This is a genomic window from Hyphomicrobium sp., from assembly GCF_036262015.1.
Taxonomy (GTDB): Bacteria; Pseudomonadota; Alphaproteobacteria; order Rhizobiales; family Hyphomicrobiaceae; genus Hyphomicrobium_C.
In genome coordinates, this window is the sequence record NZ_DATAJR010000008.1 from 1224716 (window position 1) to 1248900 (window position 24185).

General features: G+C 63.2%; 21 protein-coding genes and 1 riboswitch. Of the genes, 4 read left to right on the forward strand and 17 right to left on the reverse strand.

What is annotated here, in order from left to right; all coding sequences use genetic code 11:
• Nucleotides 1-43 precede the first annotated feature (43 nt).
• On the forward strand, nucleotides 44-316 hold the full coding sequence (locus VHO05_RS14355; RefSeq protein ID WP_329647529.1) for a DUF2277 domain-containing protein: 273 nt from the start codon (nucleotides 44-46) through the stop codon (nucleotides 314-316).
• 20 nt (nucleotides 317-336) lie between these two features.
• Here the strand turns inward: VHO05_RS14355 and VHO05_RS14360 are convergent, their stop codons facing one another.
• From VHO05_RS14360 to cysS, 15 genes are all read right to left on the reverse strand, one after another.
• Complete coding sequence (locus VHO05_RS14360) at nucleotides 337-822, reverse strand: cupin domain-containing protein (RefSeq protein ID WP_329647264.1); 486 nt, start codon at nucleotides 820-822, stop codon at nucleotides 337-339.
• A 105-nt stretch (nucleotides 823-927) separates the two neighbouring features.
• Nucleotides 928-1242 carry a hypothetical protein gene (locus tag VHO05_RS14365; protein WP_329647265.1) on the reverse strand — a complete coding sequence of 105 codons (315 nt, stop codon included), beginning with the start codon at nucleotides 1240-1242 and terminating at the stop codon, nucleotides 928-930.
• Between the two features lie 264 nt (nucleotides 1243-1506).
• Complete coding sequence (locus tag VHO05_RS14370; RefSeq protein WP_329647266.1) at nucleotides 1507-1917, reverse strand: hypothetical protein; 411 nt, start codon at nucleotides 1915-1917, stop codon at nucleotides 1507-1509.
• A 121-nt stretch (nucleotides 1918-2038) separates the two neighbouring features.
• Nucleotides 2039-2578, reverse strand: a complete 540-nt coding sequence (locus VHO05_RS14375; protein WP_329647267.1) for a YkgJ family cysteine cluster protein — start codon at nucleotides 2576-2578, stop codon at nucleotides 2039-2041.
• Between the two features lie 180 nt (nucleotides 2579-2758).
• Nucleotides 2759-4693: a phosphomethylpyrimidine synthase ThiC gene (thiC, locus tag VHO05_RS14380; protein ID WP_329647268.1), complete on the reverse strand. Its 1935-nt coding sequence runs from the start codon at nucleotides 4691-4693 to the stop codon at nucleotides 2759-2761.
• A gap of 38 nt (nucleotides 4694-4731) precedes the next feature.
• On the reverse strand, nucleotides 4732-5121 hold the full coding sequence (locus VHO05_RS14385) for a hypothetical protein (RefSeq protein ID WP_329647269.1): 390 nt from the start codon (nucleotides 5119-5121) through the stop codon (nucleotides 4732-4734).
• A riboswitch (TPP riboswitch) is annotated at nucleotides 5113-5224 on the reverse strand. Its footprint overlaps the gene before it by 9 nt.
• Nucleotides 5225-5341: 117 nt before the next feature.
• Entirely contained in the window at nucleotides 5342-5614 is a 273-nt protein-coding gene (locus VHO05_RS14390) for a hypothetical protein (RefSeq protein ID WP_329647270.1), read from the reverse strand.
• Nucleotides 5615-5941: 327 nt separating this feature from the next.
• A complete protein-coding gene (locus VHO05_RS14395; protein ID WP_329647271.1) occupies nucleotides 5942-6277 on the reverse strand; it encodes a hypothetical protein in 336 nt (111 codons plus the stop codon).
• Between the two features lie 540 nt (nucleotides 6278-6817).
• The gene (locus tag VHO05_RS14400) at nucleotides 6818-7645 is read right to left on the reverse strand and encodes an outer membrane lipoprotein carrier protein LolA (RefSeq protein WP_329647272.1); all 828 of its coding nucleotides are present in this window, start codon (nucleotides 7643-7645) and stop codon (nucleotides 6818-6820) included.
• Between the two features lie 258 nt (nucleotides 7646-7903).
• The gene (locus VHO05_RS14405) at nucleotides 7904-10594 is read right to left on the reverse strand and encodes an FtsK/SpoIIIE family DNA translocase (RefSeq protein ID WP_329647273.1); all 2691 of its coding nucleotides are present in this window, start codon (nucleotides 10592-10594) and stop codon (nucleotides 7904-7906) included.
• A gap of 15 nt (nucleotides 10595-10609) precedes the next feature.
• Nucleotides 10610-11827, reverse strand: coding sequence for an aminotransferase class I/II-fold pyridoxal phosphate-dependent enzyme (locus VHO05_RS14410; protein WP_329647274.1), 1218 nt, complete (start codon nucleotides 11825-11827; stop codon nucleotides 10610-10612).
• A 39-nt stretch (nucleotides 11828-11866) separates the two neighbouring features.
• Nucleotides 11867-12727, reverse strand: coding sequence for a pentapeptide repeat-containing protein (locus tag VHO05_RS14415; protein WP_329647275.1), 861 nt, complete (start codon nucleotides 12725-12727; stop codon nucleotides 11867-11869).
• A 164-nt stretch (nucleotides 12728-12891) separates the two neighbouring features.
• Entirely contained in the window at nucleotides 12892-14499 is a 1608-nt protein-coding gene (gene cimA / locus VHO05_RS14420; protein WP_329647276.1) for a citramalate synthase, read from the reverse strand.
• Nucleotide 14500: 1 nt separating this feature from the next.
• Nucleotides 14501-14992 (reverse strand): GNAT family N-acetyltransferase, encoded by a 492-nt coding sequence (locus VHO05_RS14425; RefSeq protein WP_329647277.1) that lies wholly within the window; start codon nucleotides 14990-14992, stop codon nucleotides 14501-14503.
• A gap of 123 nt (nucleotides 14993-15115) precedes the next feature.
• Nucleotides 15116-16537: a cysteine--tRNA ligase gene (gene cysS / locus VHO05_RS14430; RefSeq protein ID WP_329647278.1), complete on the reverse strand. Its 1422-nt coding sequence runs from the start codon at nucleotides 16535-16537 to the stop codon at nucleotides 15116-15118.
• Nucleotides 16538-16942: 405 nt separating this feature from the next.
• Here cysS and VHO05_RS14435 point away from each other — a divergent pair, with 405 nt between their 5' ends.
• Nucleotides 16943-18142, forward strand: coding sequence for a DUF2865 domain-containing protein (locus tag VHO05_RS14435; protein ID WP_329647279.1), 1200 nt, complete (start codon nucleotides 16943-16945; stop codon nucleotides 18140-18142).
• Nucleotides 18143-18163: 21 nt separating this feature from the next.
• On the opposite strand, the gene gltX is transcribed toward VHO05_RS14435, so the two are convergent.
• Nucleotides 18164-19534 (reverse strand): glutamate--tRNA ligase, encoded by a 1371-nt coding sequence (gltX, locus tag VHO05_RS14440; protein ID WP_329647280.1) that lies wholly within the window; start codon nucleotides 19532-19534, stop codon nucleotides 18164-18166.
• A gap of 116 nt (nucleotides 19535-19650) precedes the next feature.
• A complete protein-coding gene (locus tag VHO05_RS14445; protein WP_329647281.1) occupies nucleotides 19651-20682 on the reverse strand; it encodes a polysaccharide pyruvyl transferase family protein in 1032 nt (343 codons plus the stop codon).
• Between the two features lie 215 nt (nucleotides 20683-20897).
• Between VHO05_RS14445 and VHO05_RS14450 the strand changes: the two genes are divergently transcribed.
• Both VHO05_RS14450 and VHO05_RS14455 read left to right on the forward strand, forming a co-directional pair.
• Nucleotides 20898-21899: a hypothetical protein gene (locus tag VHO05_RS14450; protein ID WP_329647282.1), complete on the forward strand. Its 1002-nt coding sequence runs from the start codon at nucleotides 20898-20900 to the stop codon at nucleotides 21897-21899.
• 240 nt (nucleotides 21900-22139) lie between these two features.
• Entirely contained in the window at nucleotides 22140-24158 is a 2019-nt protein-coding gene (locus VHO05_RS14455) for an acetyl/propionyl/methylcrotonyl-CoA carboxylase subunit alpha (protein WP_329647283.1), read from the forward strand.
• Nucleotides 24159-24185: the final 27 nt, after the last annotated feature.

Below are 24185 nucleotides of genomic sequence, written 5' to 3' on the forward strand. Positions count from 1 at the left end.
GAGCTCAATCGTCTTCAAGGAAGAAGAAGTGGGGAGTTTGCGTATGTGCCGCAACATCAAGACGCTCTACAACTTCTCGCCGCCCGCCACTGAAGACGAGATTAGGGCATCGGCGTTGCAGTTTGTGCGCAAGCTCTCGGGGTTCAATCGTCCGTCGCAGGCGAACGAGGAAGCTTTCAACCGCGCCGTGGAGCAAGTCACCAAGGCGGCGGAAGATCTCCTCGGCTCGCTCGTGACGATGGCGCCGCCGCGTGATCGCGAGGTCGAAGCCGCGAAGGCTAAGGCGCGCAATGCGATGCGGTTCGCCGTGGATTGAGCGATACGGTGGCGATCACCTCAATAGGGGCGTCCATCCTTGTGCGTGAAGGTCCATTTGCCGTCGGGTCCTAGTGCGGCCTTCAGGTCGTCGTTCGGGTAGGTACCTTCATCGCCTTCGGTGCGATCTCCGATTTCCAGGTAGACGACGTTCGTGTCCGTGCGGTTGACGAGGTGATGGGCGACGCCTTTCGCCGGAAATCCCGCGCACATGCCGGGGCGGAGTTGGACGTCACCGGCATCCGTGATCAGCGTCGGCTCGCCCTCCAGGATGAAGACGAACTCGTCCTGCTTTGAATGGCGATGCAGCAGTGCGGACTCGCCGCCCGGTGTGAGCGTCGTGAGGTTCACGCCAAAGTTTTTCAGCCCAAAGAGCTCGCCGAGCGGGCGCTTCTCCCGCTTGGCCATGCGGCTGAAGAAGGGTTCCGGATAGTTGGATGGCTTCGTGCGCAGCGGCGCCGTGCTGGCTATGATCGCTAGGGGTGTCGGAGTGTCGGCATCACGCATTTGTCTTGCGCCTTTTCATCGGTGGGGCGCAAAGCATCGCGGCTCGGCTGCACGGGGTCAATTGCCAAAGAGGCGAGTTTGACGGGAGGCGCGTCGAAAGGGTGGCTATTGATTTGGGTTGTTTTGTTGTTGGGAGAGCAGTTCGACCTTCGCCGCCATATTGGGAATGAGGTGGACGCGATAGACAGCGTTCTCGCATGTCAGCGTCCAGGTCGGATCGTCGGGGTTGCCGCTTGATTGGTCGCGTTCCGCCTTCTGCGGGTTCTTGCACTCGAATCCCTGTCTGCGGATTTGGGTCGCGATGATGTCTTTCGACACCTCCTTGGGATTGGCGGCGTGGGCAGGGGGGGCACTCGGCAGTTGGCCGAGAAGGATTGCGAGACCCAATCCGAGGGCAGCGGACAAATGGTTCGTCGTCATCGGTCCAGGCCTCGCACTCAAGGAGGAGGAACACTCAGGAGGAACGCCGCAATTCTACACCCGTCCGGGCTTTCCCGCGCAAGTCCCCTTCCGTAACCTTTAGAAATCGATAGGCCAGTGCGGTGGTGGCTCGCAGGGCCATGATTTGGCTTGTGTTTCTCGCTCTTCCAGTCCTCTAAATGTTCAGAACGTTCATTTGGATGTGGCCGTCATCCAGGTCGCGACGAGATCGCGGATGGCGCGTTCGTCATCGGTCATTCGACGCTACTCCGGTGCGGCTTGCATCTCGAGGGCGCGACCTACTCCGGCGAGAATGGTGCCGAAGGCGAACAGCGCGATGACGATGATCTCGATATGGCTTTCGACGCTTTCCTTCTCGATCATGTAGTCGGAAATGTTGGCGTCGGCCGTCTTGAACTGGCCGAGCGTCGAGTCTCGTTTGGTTTCGGCGGCTTTGACCTGCTCGGCTGGCGCCTTCATCAAGGTCAGGAGCTCGATGTGGTTGTCGTAGAGCGCGCGCGTCTGCACTTGGGTGGACTGCTGGGTCGAGAACGCGGCCAAGCGCCATTCGATCTCACGCTTCAGCGGTTCCAGATAGAAAAGCTGTGCGGCGGTCGATGCCAGCAGGATGAAGATGCCGACCAACTCGCAGAGCTGTGATGCCTTAAGGCGCATGGTTCCCTCCCTCGTCCCCGCAACGCGCCGAGGGGCTTTCTGCCTTCGGGAGTTGCTTTCCCCTTAATACACGCTGCCGCGTCAAGGCGAAGCCATGCTCCACATTGACGTGTTCTGAGGCTCAGCCCGGCGGGGTTGGATCGGAGACCGTCACGTCATAGACGGGGCCGTTGGCGGTCTCTTGCAGGGATGCGATCAGGATCTGGTCGTCGCGCACGCGGCCGAGATCCTTTTCTCGGCCGGGCAACACCGCTGTGGCCGTGTCGCCGGTCCAGACGATGACCATGCCATTCTGGCGGACGGCGTTCTTGGCCCAGTCCTTGATCGCGGAGTAGTAGGGCTCGGTACGCCAGGCGCCGGCGCGCGCCGGATCGACGTGGATCACGATGCGATTGTTGCGGCTCTCATAGTTGACCAGGAACTTGGCCTTGGACGGCTTCCAGCGATCGTCGAGGGCCGGCACCTTGCGATAGCCGCAATAGAAGATGCGGCAGGGCTCGGGGCGCACTTCGTAAATCGTGCAGCCGCGCTTCTGATCGCACTTCGGACACCAGACCGCGCGTGGCTTCGCGAGGACGTCGATCTCCATGAGCTTGCAGCACATGGTGCAGCCGTCGCACGAACGGCCGGGGACGAGGTCGTCGGGTAGCAAAGTAGCCATCGCGGTCCATCAAACAGAAGCGCTTCTCCTGCTATGGATACACGTTTTCACCGGCATGTTTGATGCGGATCGCTCCTTACGGTGTCATGGTCGGGCTTGTCCCGACCATCCAACTCAACGCTCTTCGTGCGGCAGGTTGGATCCTCGGGACAAGCCCGAGGATGACAGTGGGAGCAAGTTCTAACCGTTGCGGCTTCCATCCGGACTTATGTAGATCTCGCTGCCCAACTCGCGGAACTTTTCGCTCATGGCGTCCATACCGGCTTCAGGGTCGATCTGTGTGGTTTCCGCGGCGAGTTCGACATCTCTTTCCGCTTCCCGCTCCGGGGCAAGCCCCGACGCGGCGGCTTCGTTCAGCCTCGCGGCGTAGTCGCGGACCTCGCGCGTGATCTCCATCGAACAGAACTTCGGCCCGCACATGGAGCAGAAGTGGGCGACTTTGTGCGCTTCCTTCGGGAGTGTTTCGTCGTGGAAGCTGCGGGCCGTGTCGGGATCGAGCGAGAGATTGAACTGATCCTCCCAGCGGAATTCGAAGCGGGCGCGTGAGAGGGCGTCGTCGCGGAGCTGGGCTGCGGGGTGGCCCTTGGCAAGGTCGGCAGCATGGGCCGCAATCTTGTAGGTGATGACACCGGTCTTCACGTCGTCGCGGTTCGGAAGTCCGAGGTGCTCCTTCGGCGTCACGTAGCAGAGCATCGAGGTGCCGTACCAACCGATCATGGCGGCGCCGATGCCGCTCGTGATGTGGTCGTAGCCGGGCGCGATGTCGGTGGTCAGCGGCCCCAGCGTGTAGAACGGCGCCTCGCCGCATTCGCGGAGCTGCTTCTCCATGTTGACCTTGATCTTGTGCATCGGCACGTGGCCGGGGCCTTCGATCATGACCTGGCAGCCCTTGGCCCAGGCGATCTGCGTCAGCTCGCCAAGGGTTTCCAGCTCGGCGAACTGGGCGCGGTCGTTGGCGTCGGCGATGGAGCCGGGGCGCAGGCCGTCGCCGAGCGAGAACGACACGTCGTAGCGGCGCATCAGGTCGCAGATCTCGTCGAAGCGCTCATAGAGGAAGCTTTCGCGATGATGGGCGAGGCACCACTTGGCCATGATCGAGCCGCCACGCGAGACGATGCCAGTGACGCGATTGGCGGTCAGCGGCACGTAGCGCAGGCGCACGCCGGCGTGAATGGTGAAGTAGTCGACCCCCTGCTCGCACTGCTCGATGAGCGTGTCGCGGTAGAGCTCCCAGGTGAGCTTCACGGGATCACCGCCGCATTTCTCGAGAGCCTGGTAGATCGGCACGGTGCCGATGGGCACGGGCGCATTGCGGATGATCCACTCGCGTGTGGTGTGGATGTTGCGGCCGGTCGAGAGGTCCATGACGGTGTCGGCGCCCCAGCGGATGGCCCACACCATTTTCTCGACCTCCTCTTCCACCGACGAGGTGACGGCGGAGTTGCCGATGTTGGCGTTGATCTTCACGAGGAAGTTGCGGCCGATGATCATCGGCTCAAGCTCGGCGTGATTGATGTTGGCCGGGATGATGGCGCGCCCGCGCGCGATCTCGTCGCGCACGAACTCGGGCGTGATGTGGGGCGGAATGGCGGCGCCGAAGCTTTCTCCATCCTTCAGCGCCGCGTTCGCCCGCTCCAACACGGCCGTGCGGCCAATGTTCTCTCGATGTGCGGCGTAGATCATTTCCTTCGTGACGATGCCGGCGCGCGCGAATTCGAGCTGCGTCACGGGCTTTCCGTCGAGACCCCGTGCCGGGCGGTATACGGTCGGGAATTCGCGCGCGGCGTGGCGGCCGGTGACGCCGCCGTTGTCCTCGGGCTTGATGGTGCGCCCGTCATAGCGCTCGATACCGCCGCGCTCGGCCACCCACGCTTCGCGGTGGCGCGACAGGCCGCGGTTCACGTCGATCTCGATGTTCGTATCGGTGTAGGGGCCGGACGGATCGTAGACGCGGACGGGGAGCTCGCCGCTGTCGGGCGACAAGGCGATTTCGCGCAGGGGGACGTGGAGATCCGACGCGCCCTCGGGCGACGTGTAGATCTTGCGCGAGCCGGGGAGGGCGCTCGCGGTGACTTTGAATGGCGTCATGTCTGACGCGCGCGTCGGCTTGTTCATAGAGTGCACTCCGAGTGAATGTGTGAAACGGTGAGGCGCTAAACGAGCGCGTAGCCCTTGGCGGTCAGGAAAGCGCCAAGGAGCAAGGTCACGAGCGCCCACGCCGTGATGGCGTTCTCGCTGCCCATCATGCGGTCGCGCAGCGAGGAGACGTGTTCAGGCCAGACGATGCGGATGAAACCGCCGATCACACACAACCAGCCGATGACTGTGACGAGCACAGTCCATTCGGCCGACCAGATGTTGTGAGCGCGGACGATCGCAAGTCCGGCGAGGAGCGTGAAGATGCCGGAAAAGAAAATGAACTCCGGTGTGTTCAGCACGCCTGTGACCAATCCGGCGACAGTCTGCCGGTTGATCAGAAGTGCCACCGCAACCGCTACAAACAGCGGGCCGGCAAAGCCGGCTATTAGCTCTGCGTTCGTCATATCGTCCATCCCTTCGCCGGTATGAGCCGGATCAGGTTCGAAGGGTTCTGGCAGACAACTACCGCCATCTCAGCCGGTCTCTCCGGCGCCCCTTGGAACGTCGAGACTTTGGGGCCGGAGGCTGCGCAATGCAAGGCAGACGGAGCAAAAAAAAGAGGCCGCCCACGAAGGGCGGCCAAGGCGGAAGGGCGTATCAAGAGGTCAGTGGGCCGCGGGTGCCTTACCAGCCGCGGTAGGGCCTGTAGTCGTAGTTCCAGCCGTAGAACCGCTTCTTCCAATACGGGCGGTGATGATGGTGGTGACCATAGCCGTACCCGTGTCGGCTGCGGCGATAGTCGTTGCGGTCGCCACGATGGTCGTGGCCGTAGCCGCGCTCAGTGTGCTGCGGCTTCTTGGCGTGGCGATAGTCGCCGCGGTCGGCGAGTGCAGGTGACAGCGAAACGATGGTGGCTGCCGCAGCGATTGCGACCGTGGCGAAAATTGAGTGCTTCATGTCATCTCTCCCTTTGGGGCCTGGCTGACATGTGTCAGCCCCCTTAGGCCTTGAGACAGAGAATGGCGGATTGGCCTTGAACCTGTTCTGAACACCTCTTGCAGGCTACGTTCATGTTCGGCTGCACCTAGGGTCGTTCCGGCTATAGCTGAATCGAGGACCGACCCTCGTTCTTGTTTTGTCGTGCTTCTTATCGGGCTCGTTGTTTGCACGGCTTCGCCATGACCGGTTCCCACTTTGCTGGAAGCACTCCAGGCGAACACAAAAGGAAACCGGCGGAGCAGCTTTCGCCGCTCCGCCGGGGTGGTCGTGCAAGTAATTGCCGGATTACTTGCCGACGCGGGGGAGGCCCCAGAGGCGGTGCCAGCCATCATTCGATTCAGCGCGAATGTTGTGGCTCGCCTCGTTCTGCATCTTGTTCAGCTTGGTGCGATCTCTCTTCGAGAGATAGCCATCGGACTTCAGAGCGGCTTCGGTGCGCGCGATCTTGCGCTGCTCGGCGCGAAGCTTGATGCCTTCGGTCCAGGTGATCGAGCCGTTGTTGCGGCCTTTTTCGATGCGCTCGGCCTGACGATCGCGGCGATCGTCCACCGTGTGTGCCGACGCGATGGCCGGAGCGGCAATCGAAAGAATGAGAGCGAGGGGAAGAATAGAGCGGGTCATCGTGGCGTTATCCTTTTGCGGTCGTGCCCTCGGCTTCATGCCGGGCGTCGATGGCGCAATGGATAGACGAGGCGCGTTGAACCGTGACTGAACGCGGCGGTCAGCCAGCGTTCATCTTGACCGGCATCTGAGATTGCGAATATCGGAGGTTGCGAACGGGCGGGACGTTTACAATGAGAAACGCCCAACCCCGGGGGGCGGGGCTGGGCGTGTAGCGCTCTCGCGCGCAACGCCGGGAGGGAAGCCGGCGTTCCAGACGAGTGCCTCGGTTAGACGGGGGGAGCTACCGATGTATATGGCATCGTCTGACTGCCATTGACATAAGCGCAACACGCCAGCTTTCAATAGGGGGCAAACGTTATTATCACGAAATCGTGATGGACTTTTCCACCGAATCCCCAGAACGCCCCGATTTGGTCGCCCGAAGGGACTAAAAATGCCTTGTTTTTAAACGCTTCCGTTGGCTGCTTATTTTGCTGCCAGCGGCTTGAATTCAGGGGATTTCACCGCAACAGGCCTGCTGACGGCTAGGACAGTTTGTCACGGATGGAAATTATTGAGGCTAACGGCTTCGATCTTGAAGAGCTTGGCGTCCAGGGGCTCGCCCTTCGATAACTGGGAGACCTCGACCCGCGTATCAAGGCCCTGAGCGTCCGTGGTGACCCACTCCTTGAGTTCAATCTCCGGTTTGGTCCCCAGGAGCAGCTTGATCTTGCCGGGAGCATCGGGGCTCTTGTCACTGAGCGCGAGGACGAGCTGATCGTCCGATTCCTGCACTTCGACAATCTTGGCGTCGCGCACCAGATCTACGTCTTTCCGGAGAAGAAGCCGGAAGGGCGTCTGATCGAGGGAGACGCGGTCCTCGTTGTTGAGGTCCAGATCCTGAATGGCAAGGTACTCGCCGTCTGAAATGATGATCTGTTTTGACGGCAGGGCATAGTCGAAGCGGAAGCGGCCGGGGCGCTTCACCATGAACTTGCCTTTCATACGCTTGTTGTCGGCGGTCGTCTGAACGAAGGTGCCCTTCATGTCGCCGAGGGCGTTGAAGTAGGCGTTGACCTTTTTGACGATCTCGACCTGCGCGTCGCTGAGCACGATGCCACCGCCGGGGGTTGCGACTTCGGCATTCCAGCCCGAGCCTTGTCCCACCGCGGCGGCGCCATTGTCGGGCGCTGCGGGGGCCTTCGGATCCTCTGCCTTGGCCTCCGGCGCAGGGGTGCCGGGGCGTGTTGCTGGAACGGGGGCGGGAACAGCCGTTGCGGCCGGGGGGGCGGGTGTCGCGGCCTGGGGCGTGTCGCCAGCCCGGGCTGATGCTGTCATCAGCGCGAGCACGATTCCCGCAGCGGCGACCGAGTTGAATCTCTTCATTTTTGTGTCCATAAGCCCCCGCCCCCGAAAATCATCCGGAGGCACCAATAGCTGTCTGACCGGACATTGCGACCACAAGTTGGCAGTTTGCGAGCCTGTGGATGCAATTGCGGTTCCTTTACCGCGTGGGCGCCCGGTATCTGGCCGGAGCCGCGTGATTGATAGGATCTGGCGTCTCTTCAGTCCAGTGGCGGTGGGTATACGTCAGTGCTTTTCCCACCTTTGAGACAATCGTCTCAGCGTGCGCTCGTGTTGGTCTCAGGCAATCGAACGGGCCGGGCCGTCTCCAGCCAGAATTTCGCGCCGGCCGGTGTGGTTCGGTGCGCTGATAAGGCCTTCCTGTTCCATTCGCTCAATGAGATCGGCCGCGCGGTTGTAGCCGATCGACAGGCGGCGCTGCACGTAGCTGGTCGAGGCCTTGCGATCGCGGAGCACGACAGCAACCGCGCGATCGTAGAGGCTTTCGCCGTCCTCTGAGCCGCCGGACGACGGACCCGGTGCACCGATGTTCTCCTGGGCGTCGGCAATGCTTTCAACATAACGGGGCGAGCCCTGCGAGCGCAGATACGCGGCAACGGCTTCCACCTCTTCGTCCGAGACGAAGGGGCCGTGTACGCGGAGCATTTGCCCGGCGCCCGAGGTATAGAGCATGTCACCCTGACCGAGGAGCTGCTCTGCGCCCTGCTCGTTCAGGATCGTGCGGCTGTCGATCTTGGACGCGACCTTGAAGCTGATGCGCGTCGGGAAGTTGGCCTTGATCGTGCCGGTGATGATGTCGACCGACGGACGCTGCGTCGCCATAATGAGATGAATGCCGGCCGCGCGCGCTTTCTGGGCGAGGCGCTGCACGGCGGTTTCGATGTCCTTGCCCGCAGTGATCATCAGGTCGGCGAACTCGTCGACCACGACGACGATGTGCGGCATAGGCGCGAGGTCCATCTCCTCCCGCTCATAGATCGGCTGGCCGGTGGCAGGATCGAAGCCGGTCTGTACCGTGCGCGAGAGCTGTTCGCCGCGCTCGGCCGCGCTCTTTACGCGGCCGTTGAAGGCTTCGATGTTGCGCACCGAAAGCCGCGCCATGCGCTTGTAGCGCTCCTCCATCTCGGCGACGACCCAATTCAGCGCACCGACGGCCTTCTGCGGGTCCGTGACGACCGGGGTCAAGAGATGCGGGATGTCGTTGTAGACCGACAGCTCGAGCATCTTCGGGTCGATCATGATGAAGCGGCACTGCTCCGGTGTGTGGCGGAACAGGATCGACAGGATCATCGCATTGACGCCGACCGACTTGCCCGAGCCGGTGGTGCCGGCGACCAGCAGGTGGGGCATGCGCGTCAGGTCTGCAACGATGGGCTCGCCGCCAATCGAACGGCCAAGCGCCAAAGGCAAGATGCCTTCGGCAGACGTAAAGTTGGGGCTCTCGAGCAGTTCGCGCAGACCAACGGTCTCGCGGCGTGCGTTGGGCAACTCGATGCCGATCACATTGCGTCCTGGGATGACGGCAACGCGTGCGCTGGTGGCGCTCATCGAGCGGGCGATGTCGTCGGCGAGCGCCATGATGCGCGTTGCCTTCGTGCCGCGCGCGGGCTCGAGCTCATAGAGCGTAACGACGGGACCGGGCTTGATGTCGCGAACCTCGCCCTTGACGCCGAAGTCTGCGAGCACGTCTTCGAGGAGACGTGCGGTTCCGCGCAGGACGGTTTGCGAGAATTCGCTGCCTGCTTTCGACGGCGGGCTGCGCTTCAGCATCGCCGGCGAGGGGCGTTTGAAAACAGCAGGACGCGCGGCGACTGCGCGCAGAAGGCTCGGCTTCTGGCGGCGCTGCGGCTCGGCTTGCTTCTGGACCGGCGCGGGCGCCGGCGCAGGTGCGGGTGCTGCATCGCGTACCGCCGCGCGCAGAATGCGGGGAAGGTCGATCTCGGGAAGTTCGGGGTCGCGCGGCATCGGGCGTCCGTTGGCGGGCGCGAAGCGTTCGGCGATGGCGCGGCTCGACATTTCGAGGGCGGAGTCGGCGGTCACGCTGTCGGATTCTTCGTGCGAGAAATCCTCAACGGCGTTTTCGTCGAAGTCCGGAAGGTCGGCAGACGCGCTGTAGTCCGCGTGCGGGTTCGCCTGATGCCGAGCCTTTGTGTAGGCGTCGGGGGCGGTTCTCCCGAATGCCCCAGGCAAAACGAATTCGCCAGCGTCGACGCTCTGGCGCGACATGACTGCGGCGGTAATGCTACGTGGGCGCAAAGCGTTCAGCGCCGAAAGCAGGCTTCCGGCGCGCGGGAGGCGATGGCTCGGAGCGCGGGCTGGCTGCTCCCAATCGGCGTGAGGCGACTTGGGCCGAGGCGTGCGAGCCGGAACGAATTTCAGAATGTCGTCGTGGGTCATTCCGACGGCATGGAGCAGCGCAGAGAGACCGGCGCCGAGTAACAGCACGCCAGCGGCAAGCGCGGCCGTGTCCGTGCTTATGAAGCGGAGCAACGACGCGGTGAAGTCGAAGATCGCATCGCCGAGAATGCCGCCATAACCGCGCTGGATGGGCCAAGTCGGAGAGTTGGGAAAGGCGGAACCTGCGCCCGCGAGGCCGAGGATGGCAAGCGGGTAGTAGGTTGCCTTGGTGCGGAGCCCTGCGATGTGCTGGGCGGTCAGAAGCTCGACGCTCCACATCATGGGCGGGAGCAGTGCGGCAGCCGTGGCGAGGCCGAGCGTCTGCAGAAAAAGGTCGGCGATGATGGCGCCCGGCGCGCCAAGCGCATTGCGGATCGAGCCATCCGTCGCGTGGGTGAGGCTCGGATCGGCGACCGACCACGAGACCATGCTGGTCCATACGGCTGCGAGAACGGCAACAAGCAGCAACCCGCCACCGCGTCCAAGCGTGCCGATCAGGCGCGCTTCGAGTGCGGGCGGCAAAAACCGCTGGCGATCAGGTCCACGAGTGGACGACCCGGTAACAGAAGGCATGGCTGCGAACGTCTCTTACGCAGATACATGAACGAACCGTTCGAGGGCCTCTCTGATCGTTTCGGGATCGTGGACCAATGCGACGCGCACATAGTTTGCGCCCGGATTGGTTCCGTCACGGCCGGTCTGAGCCAGATAGGCACCGGGTATCACCTTGACGCCGAAACGTTTCCATAAGGTTAGTGCTGCATGAGCGCCGTCGCCGATTTGGCTCATGTCGAGCCAAAGGAAAAATCCGCCGGCGGGTCGTTTGTAGCCGAAGCGGTCACCCAGGACGGCGTCGGCGATGTCGTACTTCCGGGAGTAAGCCAGCCGGTTGGCCGTGACATGCTGTTCTTCTGCCCAGACAGCGGCGGAGGCATGCTGGGTGGGTCCCGGCATTTGCGGACCGATCAAGTTGCGGACCTCGAACAGGGTCGCCATGAACTCCGGGTCGCCGGCTGAAAAGCCGGACCGCAGACCTGGCAGGTTCGAGCGCTTGGAAAGCGAGTTGAAGACGACGAGGTTGCGAAAGCGTTCCGGGGTTTTTGCTGCAACTTGGAGGGCGCCGACAGGAGGCGCGCCGGAATAGATCTCCGAGTAGCACTCGTCGAAGAACAACATGAAGTCGTACTGGCGGGCGAGGGCTAAGGCGCGGGCGATGTAGGTTGCGTCCGCCACGGCGCCCTGCGGGTTGGCGGGCGAGCAGAGATAGAGTGCGGCCGTGCGGGCGAGGAGGTCGGGGTCCGCCTCCAGGGCGGCGAGGTCCGGCAAATGCCCGGTGTCGGCGGTGGCGTCGAGGAAGACGGGCTCGGCTCCCGCGGCCAACGCGCCGCCGAGGTAGGCCTGGTAGAACGGGTTGCACATGAGAATGGCGGGGCGTGGGACGCCACGCTTGCGGCCCACGGCTGGGAAGGCGGCGTAGAAGAGGCCTTCGCGCGAACCGTTGCAGGGGAGGATCTCGCGCGCTGCATCGATTTGGCCTGCGAGGTCAAAGCGGCGGCCGGCCCAGTCAGCAATGGCCCCCCTCAATTCGTCGGAGCCACGGATGGGCGGATACTTCGCAAACAGAGCTTCGGCTTCGGCAATCTTGGCGGCGACGAATGGGGGCATTGTTTCGCGCGGCTCGCCGAGCGTCAGGTCGATGGGCTTCGCGTGGCCGGGCTCCGTGCCGTCCAGCAGCGTGCGGAGACGCGAGAACGGCGAAAGGATCGTGCCGTCGGCCAAGGCTGCGAGGTTCAGAGTGTCGGACATGGGGGGAGGCTCGTCGGCGGCTGGCAACAGGCGGTCGGTTTACGGGATCGTGTCGCGCTGGGCGCGGTCGAGGTTGGTTGCGGACGTGAGGCCTACCGCTTGCTCGAGGCCGCGCGCGCCACGCAGGTCCGCTTCGTCCAGGTTTGCGCCGGTGAAATCCGCTCCAGCGAGATTGGCACCGGTGAAGTTGGCCTGGGTGAGGTTCGTACCCACGAGATTGGCGCCCGAGAGATCGGCGCCGTTGAAACGCGCGTATTTCAGCGAGGCGCCAGGAAACTTCGTCTCCTTCAAAATGGCCTTGGTGAAGTTTGCGCTGACCAGGCTTGCGGGAGAGAACAGCGTTTCTTCGCGTGAGGCTCCGCCGCCGAAGACGGCGCCGGTCAGATCGGCGCCGGAGAAATCCGCGCGATCAAGCCACCCATCCGAGCGAATGCGGACCAGCTTGGCGCCAGTGAACTTGGGGGCCTCAATGGTTTCGACTTCCAGCGTCGTGAAGATCGTCGGACGGAGGATGCGCGCATCGGTCAGATCCGCGCCCGAAAAATCGGCGGAGGTGATCGTCGCGCGATCAAGGCGCGCACCGACCAGAGACGCACCGGCGAGCTTGGCGCGTGTCAGGTCTGCTCCGTACAGATCGGAGCCGTCGAGGTTCGCTCCCTTGAAGTCGAGTTCCGCTAAGTCGAGGCGGGTAAGATTGAGCCCTTTGAGTTCCGGCTTGGAACCCGGTGCGGCTTTGAACAGGCGCTCGGTCACATCGCGTGCGGTGAGTTTCGAATCTTCAGCCTCGGCTGGTTTGCTGTCCGGCGCCGGCGCCGTGTAGCTCGGCAGCCCGCCTGCGACGGCGCCGGTCGTGGCAGCCAGGATCAAGGCCAGCGTTGCAATGCCGTTGGGGAGACGCATGTCTTTCCCTCTCCTGATCAAAATCTCTGCCCGACCGTACTGGGCCGCTGATCTTTTTTGAGACCGATGATTCACGCTTCGGACTTTTCCTGCGCCGCCGATTCACGCCGCGCCTGATAGGCGGCGCGGCGATCGGGGCGACTGGGGTCCGAAGCGATCATGGTCTATGCCGCCGCTCCGTCCGTCAGCAGCTTGTAGTTGATGGAATCGAGAAGCGCTTCGAAACTCGCATCGATGATATTCGGCGAAACGCCGACGGTGATCCAGCGTTCGCCGGTTGCGTTATCGAGCGTCTCGACCAACACGCGGGTCACGGCCTCCGTGCCGCCTGTCAGGATACGCACCTTGTAGTCGACCAGCTCGATAGTCTCGATGTGTTTCTGGTAGCGGCCGAGATCCTTGCGGAGCGCGCGGTCGAGCGCGTTCACGGGGCCATTGCCTTCGCCGACCGACCAGAGCGGCTCGCGGTCGCCGTTGATGAAGACTTTCACGATGGCTTCCGAGACGGTGACCAGCTCGCCCAGGGCGTTGTGACGGCGCTCGACCATGACGCGGAAGCTGTCGACCGAGAAGTAGCGCGGGACGTTGGAAAGGTAACGGCGTGCCAGAAGCTCGAACGAGGCCTCCGCCGATTCATAGGCATAGCCGGCCGACTCGCGTGTCTTGACTTCGTCGAGGAGCGTCTGGATGCGCGGGTCATCCTTGTCGACCGCAAGGCCCAGCCGCTCGAGGGAGGCCGTTACGTTCGAACGACCGGCCTGCTTCGAAACGAGAAGACGGCGCTCGTTGCCCACGGTTTCCGGCGGCACGTGCTCGTACGTCTCCGGATCCTTGAGGATCGCGGACGCGTGGATGCCGGCCTTGGTGGCGAACGCGCTTTCGCCGACGTATGGCGCGTGGCGGTTCGGGGCTTCGTTCAGAAGCTCATCGAGGACGCGGCTGGCGTGGGTGAGCGTGCGCAGGCGTTCCGGCGTGATGCCCGTCTCGAACCGTTCCGCGAAGTCCTTCTTCAGGAGCAGCGTCGGGATGATCGAGGTCATGTTGGCGTTGCCGCAGCGCTCGCCGAGGCCGTTCAACGTGCCCTGGATCTGGCGGCAGCCCTGACGCACGGCGGCCAGCGTATTGGCGACGGCGTTCTCGGTGTCGTTGTGGGTGTGGATGCCGAGGTGATCGCCCGGCACGTGCTTGACCACTTCCGATACGATGGCCTCGACCTCATGCGGCAGCGTTCCGCCATTCGTGTCGCAGAGTACGACCCAACGGGCGCCGGCCTCAAATGCGGTTCGCGCAACGGACAGCGTATAAGCTGGATTGGCTTTGTAACCGTCGAAGAAGTGCTCGCAGTCGAGCATCGCTTCGCGGCCTGATGCCACCACGGCGCGGACGCTTTCGGCGATTGCTTCAAGATTCTCCTCATTGGAGATGCCAAGGGCGACGCGCACGTGGTAGTCCGACGACTTGGCGACCATGCAGATGCTGTCGGCCGCGGAATTGAGCAGCGCCTGCAGGCCGGGGTCGTTCGAAACAGAACGGCCCGCGCGCTTGATCATGCCGAAGGCCGTGAAGCGGGCATTCTGAAACGCTGGTTTCGATTTGAAGAATTCGGTGTCCGTGTCGTTCGCGCCCGGATAGCCGCCTTCCACGTAGTCGATACCCAGCTCGTCAAGAATGGCCGCGACGCGCCGCTTGTCTTCGAGCGAAAAATCGACGCCGGTCGTCTGCGCGCCGTCACGCAGCGTGGTGTCAAAGAGGTAGAGGCGTTCTTTGGTCATCTCAGCCATCGTTCGCGGCGCCGAGCCGCTTCTTCATGGTGGTGTTGGGGAGCCAGAGGTCATCACGCGGCATCATGTTGCGCTGGGTCGCCTGGTAGCCGCGCGCCCCGAAAAATGGTTCGGCCGTGTCGCTGGCCTCGACCGTAATCGCTGCCGCGCCCCGACCCTGGGCCAGCCGCTCGATTGCATCGGCGAGCGCCGCGCCGACACCTTGGCCCGCGAAATAGGGATGCACGTAGAGCATCTCGAACTTGTCGTTGTCCTTCAGGGAGGCGAAGCCTGCGTACTCGCCGTCGACCTGCACGACGAGCGTGACCATGCCGGCGAGCCGTTCGGCAAAAGCATCGGCGTCGGCGGCCGAGCTGGCCCAGGCCACGCGCTGGTCTTCGTCGTAGTCGTCGGCCGTCAGCTCCTCGATGCTATGGGCAAAGAGCTCCCGCAGCGCCATGGTGTCGGCGCGGAGAAAGGGACGGAGCGGATAAGCCGTGGTCATCGCGTGATGCTCAGATGTAGCCATAGTGGAATGCCAAATAGACGGCGAGCGCGAGGATCCCGATCTTGACCGCGATGTAGAACAGCCAGTGTCGCGGAAACGGGAGATCCTTGCGCCAGTCACTCATCGGGCGATTTCCCAGGTGGTGACGATCTCGCCCGTTTTCGGGTCTTTCGCGTCCTTGAGGGCGACGCCCATGGCGGCCAGCTCGTCGCGGATGCGATCGCTTTCCTTGAAGTCCTTCGCCCTGCGGGCCGCCAGGCGGGCTGCGACGAGCGAGTCCACGATATCGGCGTCGACGGAGACGGACTCGATGCCGACATTCAGCTCCTCGCGCGTCTCGCCGCCGTAGACGCCTATGAACTCCAGCGTGGCGCGAAGCTCGGCTGCCGTGTCGGGATTGCGCTTTGCGGATTTGGCAAGGCCATAGACGATCGACAGCGCGCTTGGCGTGTTGAGGTCGTCGGAGAGCGCTGCGATGACGTCCGCGTTGGGTTCAGACGCAGGGTCGATGTCCGACAGCAAATCGGCGAAGTCGAGTAGCGTGGCGCGGGCCTGCAGCAGCCGTTCCGCCGTCCAGTCGATGGGCTGGCGGTAGTGCGTGCCAAGCATGGCGAGGCGGACAACGCGACCGTGCCACTGGTTGGCCCCGAACTTCTTCGTCGCCAGCAGCTCGTTGATGGTGATGAAGTTGCCGAGGGATTTCGACATCTTCTCGCCTTCCACCTGCAGGAAGCCGTTGTGCATCCAGACGTTGGCCATCACGGGAAGGCCGTGGGCGCAGCGGGACTGCGCAATCTCGTTCTCGTGGTGCGGGAAGACGAGGTCGATGCCACCGCCATGAATGTCGAAAACGGGCCCTAGGTGCTTTTCGGACATCGCGGAGCACTCGATGTGCCAGCCGGGACGGCCGGGCTCGGCAATGCCAGCTGGCGATGGCCACGCGGGCTCGCCCGGCTTCGAGGGCTTCCACAGCACGAAGTCCATGGGGCCCTTCTTGTAGGGCGCGACCTCGACGCGGGCGCCGGCTTCCATTTCCTCGAGCGAGCGGTTGGAGAGCTTGCCATAGTCGGGCATGGACGAGACGTCGAAGAGCACATGGCCCTGTGCGACGTAGGCATGGCCGCGGGCGACAAGCGCCTCGCAAAGCGTTTTCATCTCCTCGATGTGCTCGGTGGCACGCGGTTCGACCGAAGGCGGCAACACGCCAAGGGCGGCGATGTCGTCGTGGAATTGCTTTTCGGTGGCGCTGGTGACGCGCCGGATGGCCTCGTTCAGCGGCAGGTTCGGGTAGTCCTGCCCGGCGCGGGCGTTGATCTTGTCGTCGACGTCCGTGATGTTCCGGACATAGGTGACGTGCTCCGGCCCGTAGATATGGCGGAGGAGGCGATAGAGAACGTCGAAGACGATGACGGGGCGCGCATTGCCGATATGGGCATAGTCGTAAACCGTCGGTCCGCAGACATACATGCGGACATTGGCCGGATCGATGGGCTCGAACGGCTCCTTGCGGCGTGTCAGCGTATTATAAAGCGTGAGCGACACGCGTTCTCTCCTCATGCACCGCACGACGCGAAATCGTCGTGCGCAGACCGATCCTCCGTCTGGCGGTGGCGTTTCTCTGTCTTGTCATGAGGCAAAGAACGGGGCCGCGCGCCAGCCGGTATGACTAGCTCGAAATGATAATAATGCCGCAAATGGTAACGGCAGGGTTGCGCAGCAGCGTTCTCATGGTCCGGTGTTATGCGGGGCGGCACGCATTGCGTCAAGCTCCGGCCACTGAAACGCCTTAGCGAACCGTTGCATGGCCGCCAGGGTTTCCCCGGGGGTAAGTGGCGTTCTGGGCGAGACGCCGCATTTCTCCCGCATTGACCCCCTATCCGGGGGCTCTCATAGTGCGTTGAACGACGTGAGCATTTCCGGGCGCTTGCCCCGACGATCGATGAGCTGATGAAAATAAGCGGCAATAGCCTGAGGCGGTTCCTTTCTGCGTTGGCGGCAATGGCCAACAGGCGCGCCCTATTCGGAATTCTGGCTGGGACCACGCTCGCGCTCTCCGCAGGCGTGCCGGCCCTCGCGCAGAGCTGGTGGCCCTTCGGCGGCAATGAGCAGCAGCCGCGTCAGCGACCCGCGCCCGTGCCCCAGGCCCCCGTTTACCCTGGCGACATGGACGATGGTCCGCCGCCCCCGCCGCAAGGACAGCCGGGAACACAGGGAAACTGGGCGCAAGGCGGTGGTGCCGCGGGGCGTAGTCCGATCTGTCTTCAACTTGAGCAGCGGCTTGTGCAGGAAGGGCAGCGCGGCAGCGAATCCCGCAACCTGGTGCCGATGGTCGAGAACGAGATGCGGCAGGCCGAGGAAGCCTACCGGGGTCAGAAGCAACAGCTCGATCGCAGCGATTGCTATGAATATTTCCTGTTCTCCAAGACGCTGAAGCGAACGCGGCGCTGCGTGGAGCTGGCCAATCAGGCCGACGCCACGCGCCAGCGTATCGAGGACCTTGAAGTCCAACTCCAGCAGCTCCAGGGCTCGTCCGGGCGTTCCTATCAAGATGAGATCGTGCGCGAGCTGGCCCGCAATAACTGCGGCGCCAACTATCAGCAGCAGGCGCGTCGTCAAAGCGGCGGCAGCGGTTCATTCTGGGAAGATGAGGAAAGCAGCGGGGCGAGCGGCGGATCGGGCTTCGGTGCGCTGCCTTATGCGACCTACCGCACGGTGTGCGTGAGAATGTGTGACGGCTATTACTTCCCGGTCAGCTTCTCGACGCTGCCGAACCACTTCCAGCGCGACGAGGAAGTGTGTCACTCGAAGTGCGCCGCCCCGGCGGAGCTCTATTATCACCAGAACCCGGGCGCCGGTATGGAGCAGGCGGTCAACGCGCGCTCCAACGAACCCTACACGCAGCTCAAGCAGGCCTTCCGCTACCGCAAGGAATACATTCAGGGCTGCTCGTGCAAGATGGCCGAGTACACCCCGGCGCCGGGCACGATTGCGCCGGGCTCGACGCAGGGTGATGCGGGCGGCTGGGTTTCCGAGAGCCCGACCGGATCGACGGCGGGCCAAGCTCAGGTGCCCGCTCAAGCTCCGCCGCCGCCTCCGCCAGCTCGGCAGGGTGGCGAAACGCTCCCTTGGGCGACGCAGAGTCAATAATTTTTTGCTGTTTTCAGTGACTTAGCCTCGCTGGCCGCGCAGGCGCGCTTCGGCGCGCGCGCGGCCGATGAGGGGAAGAAGCGCTTTCAGCTCCGGTCCTGCATCCTGGCCTGTAAGCGCCAGACGCAGCGGATGAAACAGGGCCCGACCCTTGAGGCCGGTTGCCTTTCCGACCTCTGCGGTCAGCTTGCCCCAAGTGGAGCTGTCCCACGGCTCTGAGGGCAGCAGTTCCGCGGCCTTCGCCGTTACATCGGGGTTTTCGATCACGGGGTCGATTTCGCCAGCGACGACCGTCCACCAAGTGCGTGCATCGGAGAGCACGGTGACGTTACCGCGAACTGCCTCCCAGAACGGCGCGCCGCCTGTGATGCCAAGGGCTGCCAAGCGATCGGCAACGTCCTCATAGGGACGCTTGTGAAGAAGCTTGGCATTGAGCGTCTTCAGCTCTTCGAGATCGAAGCGGCCGGGCGCGGTGGAAATTTTGCCGAAATCGAACAACTCGGCCAACTCGTCGATATTGCCGTGCGGCTCGATGGCGTCGGAGGTGCCGACGAGGGCAGCGTGGCTCAGAATGGCCATGGGTTCGAGGCCGTCCTTGCGGAAGGTCTCGATCGAAAGCGTGCCGAGCCGTTTCGAGAGCGCGTGGCCGTCGGCGCCGATCAGCAGGCTGTGGTGAGCCAGTGCCGGCGGGACGGCATCGAGCGCTTCGAAAATCGAGATTTGCACGCCGGAGTTCGTCACGTGGTCCTCGCCACGGACGATATGTGTGATGCCGAAATCGACGTCGTCGACGACGCTCGTGAAGGTGTAGAGCGGCGTGCCATCCTCGCGGATCAGGACGGGGTCGGACAGCGAGCCTATGTCGACGGTCTGGTCGCCGCGGATGAGGTCGTTCCACGAGACGATGGTCGGCAGAGGCGTCAGACCGCTTTCGGCGCTGGTGTTGTTCAGCCGGAAGCGCCAGTGCGGACGGCGGCCCTCGGCTTCCAGCTTTGCCCTTTCCGCATCGGTCAGCTTGAGGCCTGCGCGGTCGTAGATCGGCGGCATGCCGCGCCCGAGCTGGCGCTTGCGCTTGCGGTCGAGCTCTTCCTCGCTCTCGTAACAGGCGTAGAGGCGGCCCGCGCCTTTCAGCTGTTCGGCAACTTCTGAATACCGTGCGAGCCGCGCGGATTGCCGTTCCTCACGTCCCCATTCGAAGCCCAGCCAGCGGAGATCCGTGCGGATCCCCTCGGCGAATTCTTCGGTCGAGCGCTCGCGGTCGGTGTCGTCGAGGCGCAGGATGAGGGTGCCTCCGGCCTTGCGGGCAAGGAGATAATTCAGCACCGCGGTCCGGATGTTGCCGATGTGAAGCCGGCCCGTGGGGCTCGGCGCGAAGCGTACGGTGGGTTTCATGAGGCGCGTGGTTCTTCTTTCGGCGTGTCGGATTGGCCGGGTTCGCGGCGTGGGTTCGGCGCCACCCTATCGTCCGGCTGCGAGAACTCAAGCTCCAGCGCGATCGGGGGTGAATGCTAGCGCACGGCCTTTTGCTGGACGGCATCCCGGGCGATGAGGTGGAACATTTCCGTGGCGTTGCGCCGGGCACTCTGGAGGAATGCATCGATCCGCGCCTCATCCTCGGGCGTGAAATCCGGAGCGACTTGCGCCGGATCGGCCTCCTCCAGCTCGGCTAAAGTGACGTGGCGCGATGAGAGGCCGATGTCAGCGAGGAGGGAGGCCACTTTCGACGTATTTCCGGCCACAGCCACAAAGGGAAGGCGCGTCAAAAGGGCGAAGCAGACCGCGTGGTAGCGTCCACAGATGGCCGCGCGGGCATGAGATCCCAATAGATCCAGCAATTCAGCGCGGGTGCGGAGCGCACCTTTGTATCGGATCGACCAAGGGGAAACCGGCAGCGGCCGTGCGAGAATACGTTTGGCCTCGAACTTCCAGCGGCGGCGCTTGCTTCCATTTTGTGGCCATGGCGGCTCGGCGCGCATCGTCATGGGCGCGGCGCCGGACCATTTTCCGGCGAGGGCAAGGAGTGCCGCAGTCTTGCGCGGTTCGGAGCTGTCGGTGACCAGCAGGGGGCCACGTTTCATGGCGCTTGGCGCTCCGTCAAAGCTGAGTGTGAGATCGGGAACGACCGTGGACGCGATATCCGACGTCGCCAGGAAGGCGGCGCTTTCGCGATCGCGGACGAAGATGCGCCGGAACGTGTTCAGGGCGGTGGTCACATGCGGTGGCGTCGCTTCCACCGTTGCGTTGATCAAGTAAGCAGGAAAGTGTGCTGCGTTCAGGGTCGTTGCGATCTTAGCGATCCGTATCGCGGCTTTTGCGTCGTGGTGGATCGAGCCTTCGCCGTTAACGATTGCGAGATCGAAACGGCTCCGTGCGAGCGGATCGAAAAGTGTGTCTTCAACCGCTGCCCAATCCCATCCCGCTGCAAGGTCAATGTTGGCGTCGCTTGCCAAGCGCACGGCCTGATCCGTCACCAGAGCTGATCCGTGGTGACCGGACAAAGATGCATCGTTGACCAGGAGAGCCCGAAGGGGACGCATCATTTGTCCTTTAGGCGGATGATCGGAGGGCTCTACCACCACGAGCCAATAATTGTCTTCAGGTGCCTCTGCCACGTTAGAAGGCGACGCGGCAATTGGGCAACACCTCAGTCCTACGGTCCTTCAGCCGGCCCATCTCGGTGCGACCATTAGGCGATTGGTAAGGTTGCTCGCCTAGCGTCGAGGCGTAGTGCAGTGCTCGGGCGGCGGGGAAGTCAATGCGCGTAGTCAAGTCTGTTCCAATTGAGGATTTCGAGTTTCGCGGCAGCATTAAGGACAGTGACGTCACCAAGCTTATCCGCGCCTTTGGAGAAGAACCCCACATCAATGAGGACGAGGCCGAAGCCCTACTCCGGCTGAACCGGCGCTGCCCGATTCAGGGACCGACATGGAGCGGCTTCCTTGTCGACGTGATCGCCGACTATATTCTCAATCACAGCGGCCCCGAGGGTTACATCACCGCCGAAAAGAGCCAGTGGCTCGTTTCCAAGCTTTCGAGCGGCGGATGGGTGGCAAACCGCGCCGAGCTAGATCTTCTGGTCAGCATCCTCGGAAAGGCGCGCTGGTTTCCGCTCAGCTTGGCAACGTTCGCACTCGAGCAGGTGGCCGGTGCTGTCATCCATGGGTTCGGTCCCTTGCGCGGCAGCCATGCATCGGGAATTGCCAATGGCGCTGTTCCCGGCACGATCGGAGGGTCGGAGATCGCGCTTCTGCGCGTGATCTTGAATGCGTTTGGGGGCGATAGTGCTCTGCCGCTCACACGGCCCGAAGCCGAAATTCTCATGAGCGTGCATCGGGCGGTAGCCGGGCGGCCGTTGCCGCTCGCGTGGGTTGATCTCTACGCCAAGGCCATCGCGAACGTCCTTCTGGCCGAGCACGGCTATTCCGTTCCTCCTCGCTCGGTAGCTTTGTCTGTCTGGACCTCCGACGAGGTTCCCGCGGCCCTCGACGAGCAGGTTGCCGTGTGCCTCGGAAACCTCCGGCGCGATTACCATCGGCAGTCCGGGGAAGAACGTGCTCTTGCCCGGCTGGAGCGGCAGCGGATCGAAATTGTGACCGGTGAATCGATCGGAGCGGAGGATATGGGCTGGCTCGGCGAGCGGCTGGCTTCCAGCTTCCTGCCGGCCGCAATCGAAACGGCGGTGCTGGCTCATCTGGACCGGGAATGCCTCATCGGGGATTTCGTGTCCCCGCCGCTCAGGAGCGGGTGGGCGGCCTAACCGGGGCCTCGGGCCGCGGCCAGCGTCTGCTATGCAAGTCTCAGGCGGGATAGAGCCATTTTGACGCGTGAACCGGCGCTGGGCCTGTTCCTGTAGCAATTCCGTCATTCCCGCCGTCGCGGTTCGGCCGGGCTCTGCCCGGATGCCCCCATTTATCGCGGTTTACGGGCTCGGCGGGTTTAGTCTAGAAGAGCCGTACGAAACGACCTTCCCGACATTCAGACAGGGCGCCAAGGGATAATGTTCAAGAAAATCCTCATTGCCAATCGTGGCGAGATCGCTTGCCGCGTGATCAAGACCGCACGCAAGATGGGCATCAAGACCGTTGCGGTCTATTCGGATGCCGACCGTGACGCGCTCCATGTCGAGATGGCAGACGAGGCGGTCCATCTTGGTCCTCCGCCCGCCGCTCAGTCCTATCTGTTGATCGACAAGATTGTCGAAGCCTGCAAGGCGACCGGCGCTGAGGCCGTCCATCCGGGCTACGGCTTCCTTTCAGAGCGCGAAGCCTTTCCGATCGCCCTCCAAAAGGCCGGCATCGTCTTCATCGGTCCCAATCCCAAGGCGATCGCCGCAATGGGCGACAAGATCGAGAGCAAGAAGGCGGCGGCAGCGGCCAAGGTTTCGACCGTGCCCGGCTACATGGGCGAGATCGCCGACGAAAAGCACGCCATCAAGATTGCCGAGGAAATCGGCTACCCGGTGATGATGAAGGCCTCGGCTGGCGGCGGCGGTAAGGGTATGCGCATCGCGTACAACCGCAAGGAAGTCGAGGAAGGCTTCCCGCTGGCTCGTTCGGAAGCGAAAGCGTCGTTCGGCGACGACCGCATGTTCATCGAGAAGTTCATCGTCGATCCGCGCCACATCGAGATCCAGCTGATCGGCGATAAGCACGGCAACGTCATTTATCTCGGTGAGCGCGAGTGCTCGATCCAGCGTCGCAACCAGAAGGTCATCGAAGAGGCGCCGTCGCCGCTGCTCGACGAGAAGACGCGCCGGGCCATGGGCGAGCAGGCTGTCGCTCTCGCCAAGGCGGTCGGTTACGATTCTGCCGGCACGGTCGAGTTCGTGGCGGGTCAGGACAAGAGCTTCTACTTCCTCGAGATGAATACGCGCCTTCAGGTCGAGCATCCCGTGACGGAGCTCGTTACAGGCGTCGACCTCGTCGAGTTGATGATCCGCTCGGCAGCCGGTGAGAAGCTGCCGTTCAAGCAGTCGGACGTGAAGCTCAACGGCTGGGCCATCGAGAGCCGCGTCTATGCCGAGGATCCATTCCGCAACTTCCTGCCCTCGATCGGCCGCCTCGTGAAGTATCGCCCGCCCGCCGAGGAGGTGAAGAACGGCCTCACGGTGCGCAACGACACCGGCGTCTTCGAAGGCGGCGAGATCTCGATGTATTACGATCCGATGATCGCCAAGCTCGTGACCCACGGGCCGACGCGCATCGCGGCCATCGACGCGCAGGCCGAAGCTCTCGACGCCTTCTACATCGACGGCATCCAGCACAACGTGCCGTTCGTGACGGCGCTGATGCATCACCCGCGCTGGCGGGAGGGGGCGCTTTCGACCGGCTTCATCGCCGAGGAGTATCCGGAAGGCTTCAAGGGCCGTAAGGCGGAGGGCGAGGAGAAGGCGGTTCTCGTCGCTGTCGCGGCCGCGATCGACCACCTCAACAATATGCGCCGGCGCCAGATCAGCGATCAGATGGTGAATGGGGCCGTTGAGTTCGCGAAACGTCGCGTGGTCGAGATTGCTGGCGAGCGTCAGGCGATCGTGGTGGGTGGCACCGAGGGCAATCTCCTGCACGTGAGCTTCCTCGATGCCGAGGGCAATGCCGCGCAGACGGTCTCTGTCAGCTCCGCTTGGGCGGCCGGTGAGCCGGTTTGGCGCGGCCAGGTGGGTGGCAAGACCATTGCGGTCCAGGTTCGGCCGATCCTCAACGGTGCAACGCTGTCCTATCGCGGCATCCAGGCGCCGGTCTACGTCTACACCGAGAAGGAAGCTGAGCTCGTGGCGCTGATGCCGGTCAAGGCAGCGGCGGACATGTCGAAGTTCCTGCTCTGCCCGATGCCGGGCCTCGTCAAGGTGATCCATGCCGCCGAGGGGCAGGACGTGAAGGCGGGTGACGCGCTCGCGGTCGTCGAGGCCATGAAGATGGAGAACATTCTCCGCGCCGAGCGCGACGGCAAGGTCAAGAAGATCAACGCCAAGCCGGGTGACAGCTTGGCTGTCGATGCTGTGATCCTCGAGTTCGTATAAGCCGGCGTTTGCCGCTCGTCCGATCGA

Bases quoted from the DNA above. Each gene is read 5' to 3' on its own strand.
- VHO05_RS14405 (WP_329647273.1), bottom strand. From the start codon at position 10,594: ATGCCTTCTGTTACCGGGTCGTCCACTCGTGGACCTGATCGCCAGCGG.
- VHO05_RS14385 (WP_329647269.1), bottom strand. From the start codon at position 5,121: ATGACGAACGCAGAGCTAATAGCCGGCTTTGCCGGCCCGCTGTTTGTA.
- cimA (WP_329647276.1), bottom strand. From the start codon at position 14,499: ATGACCAAAGAACGCCTCTACCTCTTTGACACCACGCTGCGTGACGGC.
- VHO05_RS14450 (WP_329647282.1), top strand. From the start codon at position 20,898: ATGCGCGTAGTCAAGTCTGTTCCAATTGAGGATTTCGAGTTTCGCGGC.
- VHO05_RS14365 (WP_329647265.1), bottom strand. From the start codon at position 1,242: ATGACGACGAACCATTTGTCCGCTGCCCTCGGATTGGGTCTCGCAATC.
- VHO05_RS14445 (WP_329647281.1), bottom strand. From the start codon at position 20,682: ATGATGCGTCCCCTTCGGGCTCTCCTGGTCAACGATGCATCTTTGTCC.
- VHO05_RS14370 (WP_329647266.1), bottom strand. From the start codon at position 1,917: ATGCGCCTTAAGGCATCACAGCTCTGCGAGTTGGTCGGCATCTTCATC.
- thiC (WP_329647268.1), bottom strand. From the start codon at position 4,693: ATGAACAAGCCGACGCGCGCGTCAGACATGACGCCATTCAAAGTCACC.
- VHO05_RS14395 (WP_329647271.1), bottom strand. From the start codon at position 6,277: ATGACCCGCTCTATTCTTCCCCTCGCTCTCATTCTTTCGATTGCCGCT.
- VHO05_RS14410 (WP_329647274.1), bottom strand. From the start codon at position 11,827: ATGTCCGACACTCTGAACCTCGCAGCCTTGGCCGACGGCACGATCCTT.
- VHO05_RS14390 (WP_329647270.1), bottom strand. From the start codon at position 5,614: ATGAAGCACTCAATTTTCGCCACGGTCGCAATCGCTGCGGCAGCCACC.
- VHO05_RS14400 (WP_329647272.1), bottom strand. From the start codon at position 7,645: ATGAAGAGATTCAACTCGGTCGCCGCTGCGGGAATCGTGCTCGCGCTG.
- VHO05_RS14455 (WP_329647283.1), top strand. From the start codon at position 22,140: ATGTTCAAGAAAATCCTCATTGCCAATCGTGGCGAGATCGCTTGCCGC.
- VHO05_RS14435 (WP_329647279.1), top strand. From the start codon at position 16,943: ATGAAAATAAGCGGCAATAGCCTGAGGCGGTTCCTTTCTGCGTTGGCG.
- VHO05_RS14360 (WP_329647264.1), bottom strand. From the start codon at position 822: ATGCGTGATGCCGACACTCCGACACCCCTAGCGATCATAGCCAGCACG.
- VHO05_RS14415 (WP_329647275.1), bottom strand. From the start codon at position 12,727: ATGCGTCTCCCCAACGGCATTGCAACGCTGGCCTTGATCCTGGCTGCC.
- gltX (WP_329647280.1), bottom strand. From the start codon at position 19,534: ATGAAACCCACCGTACGCTTCGCGCCGAGCCCCACGGGCCGGCTTCAC.
- VHO05_RS14375 (WP_329647267.1), bottom strand. From the start codon at position 2,578: ATGGCTACTTTGCTACCCGACGACCTCGTCCCCGGCCGTTCGTGCGAC.
- VHO05_RS14355 (WP_329647529.1), top strand. From the start codon at position 44: ATGTGCCGCAACATCAAGACGCTCTACAACTTCTCGCCGCCCGCCACT.
- VHO05_RS14425 (WP_329647277.1), bottom strand. From the start codon at position 14,992: ATGACCACGGCTTATCCGCTCCGTCCCTTTCTCCGCGCCGACACCATG.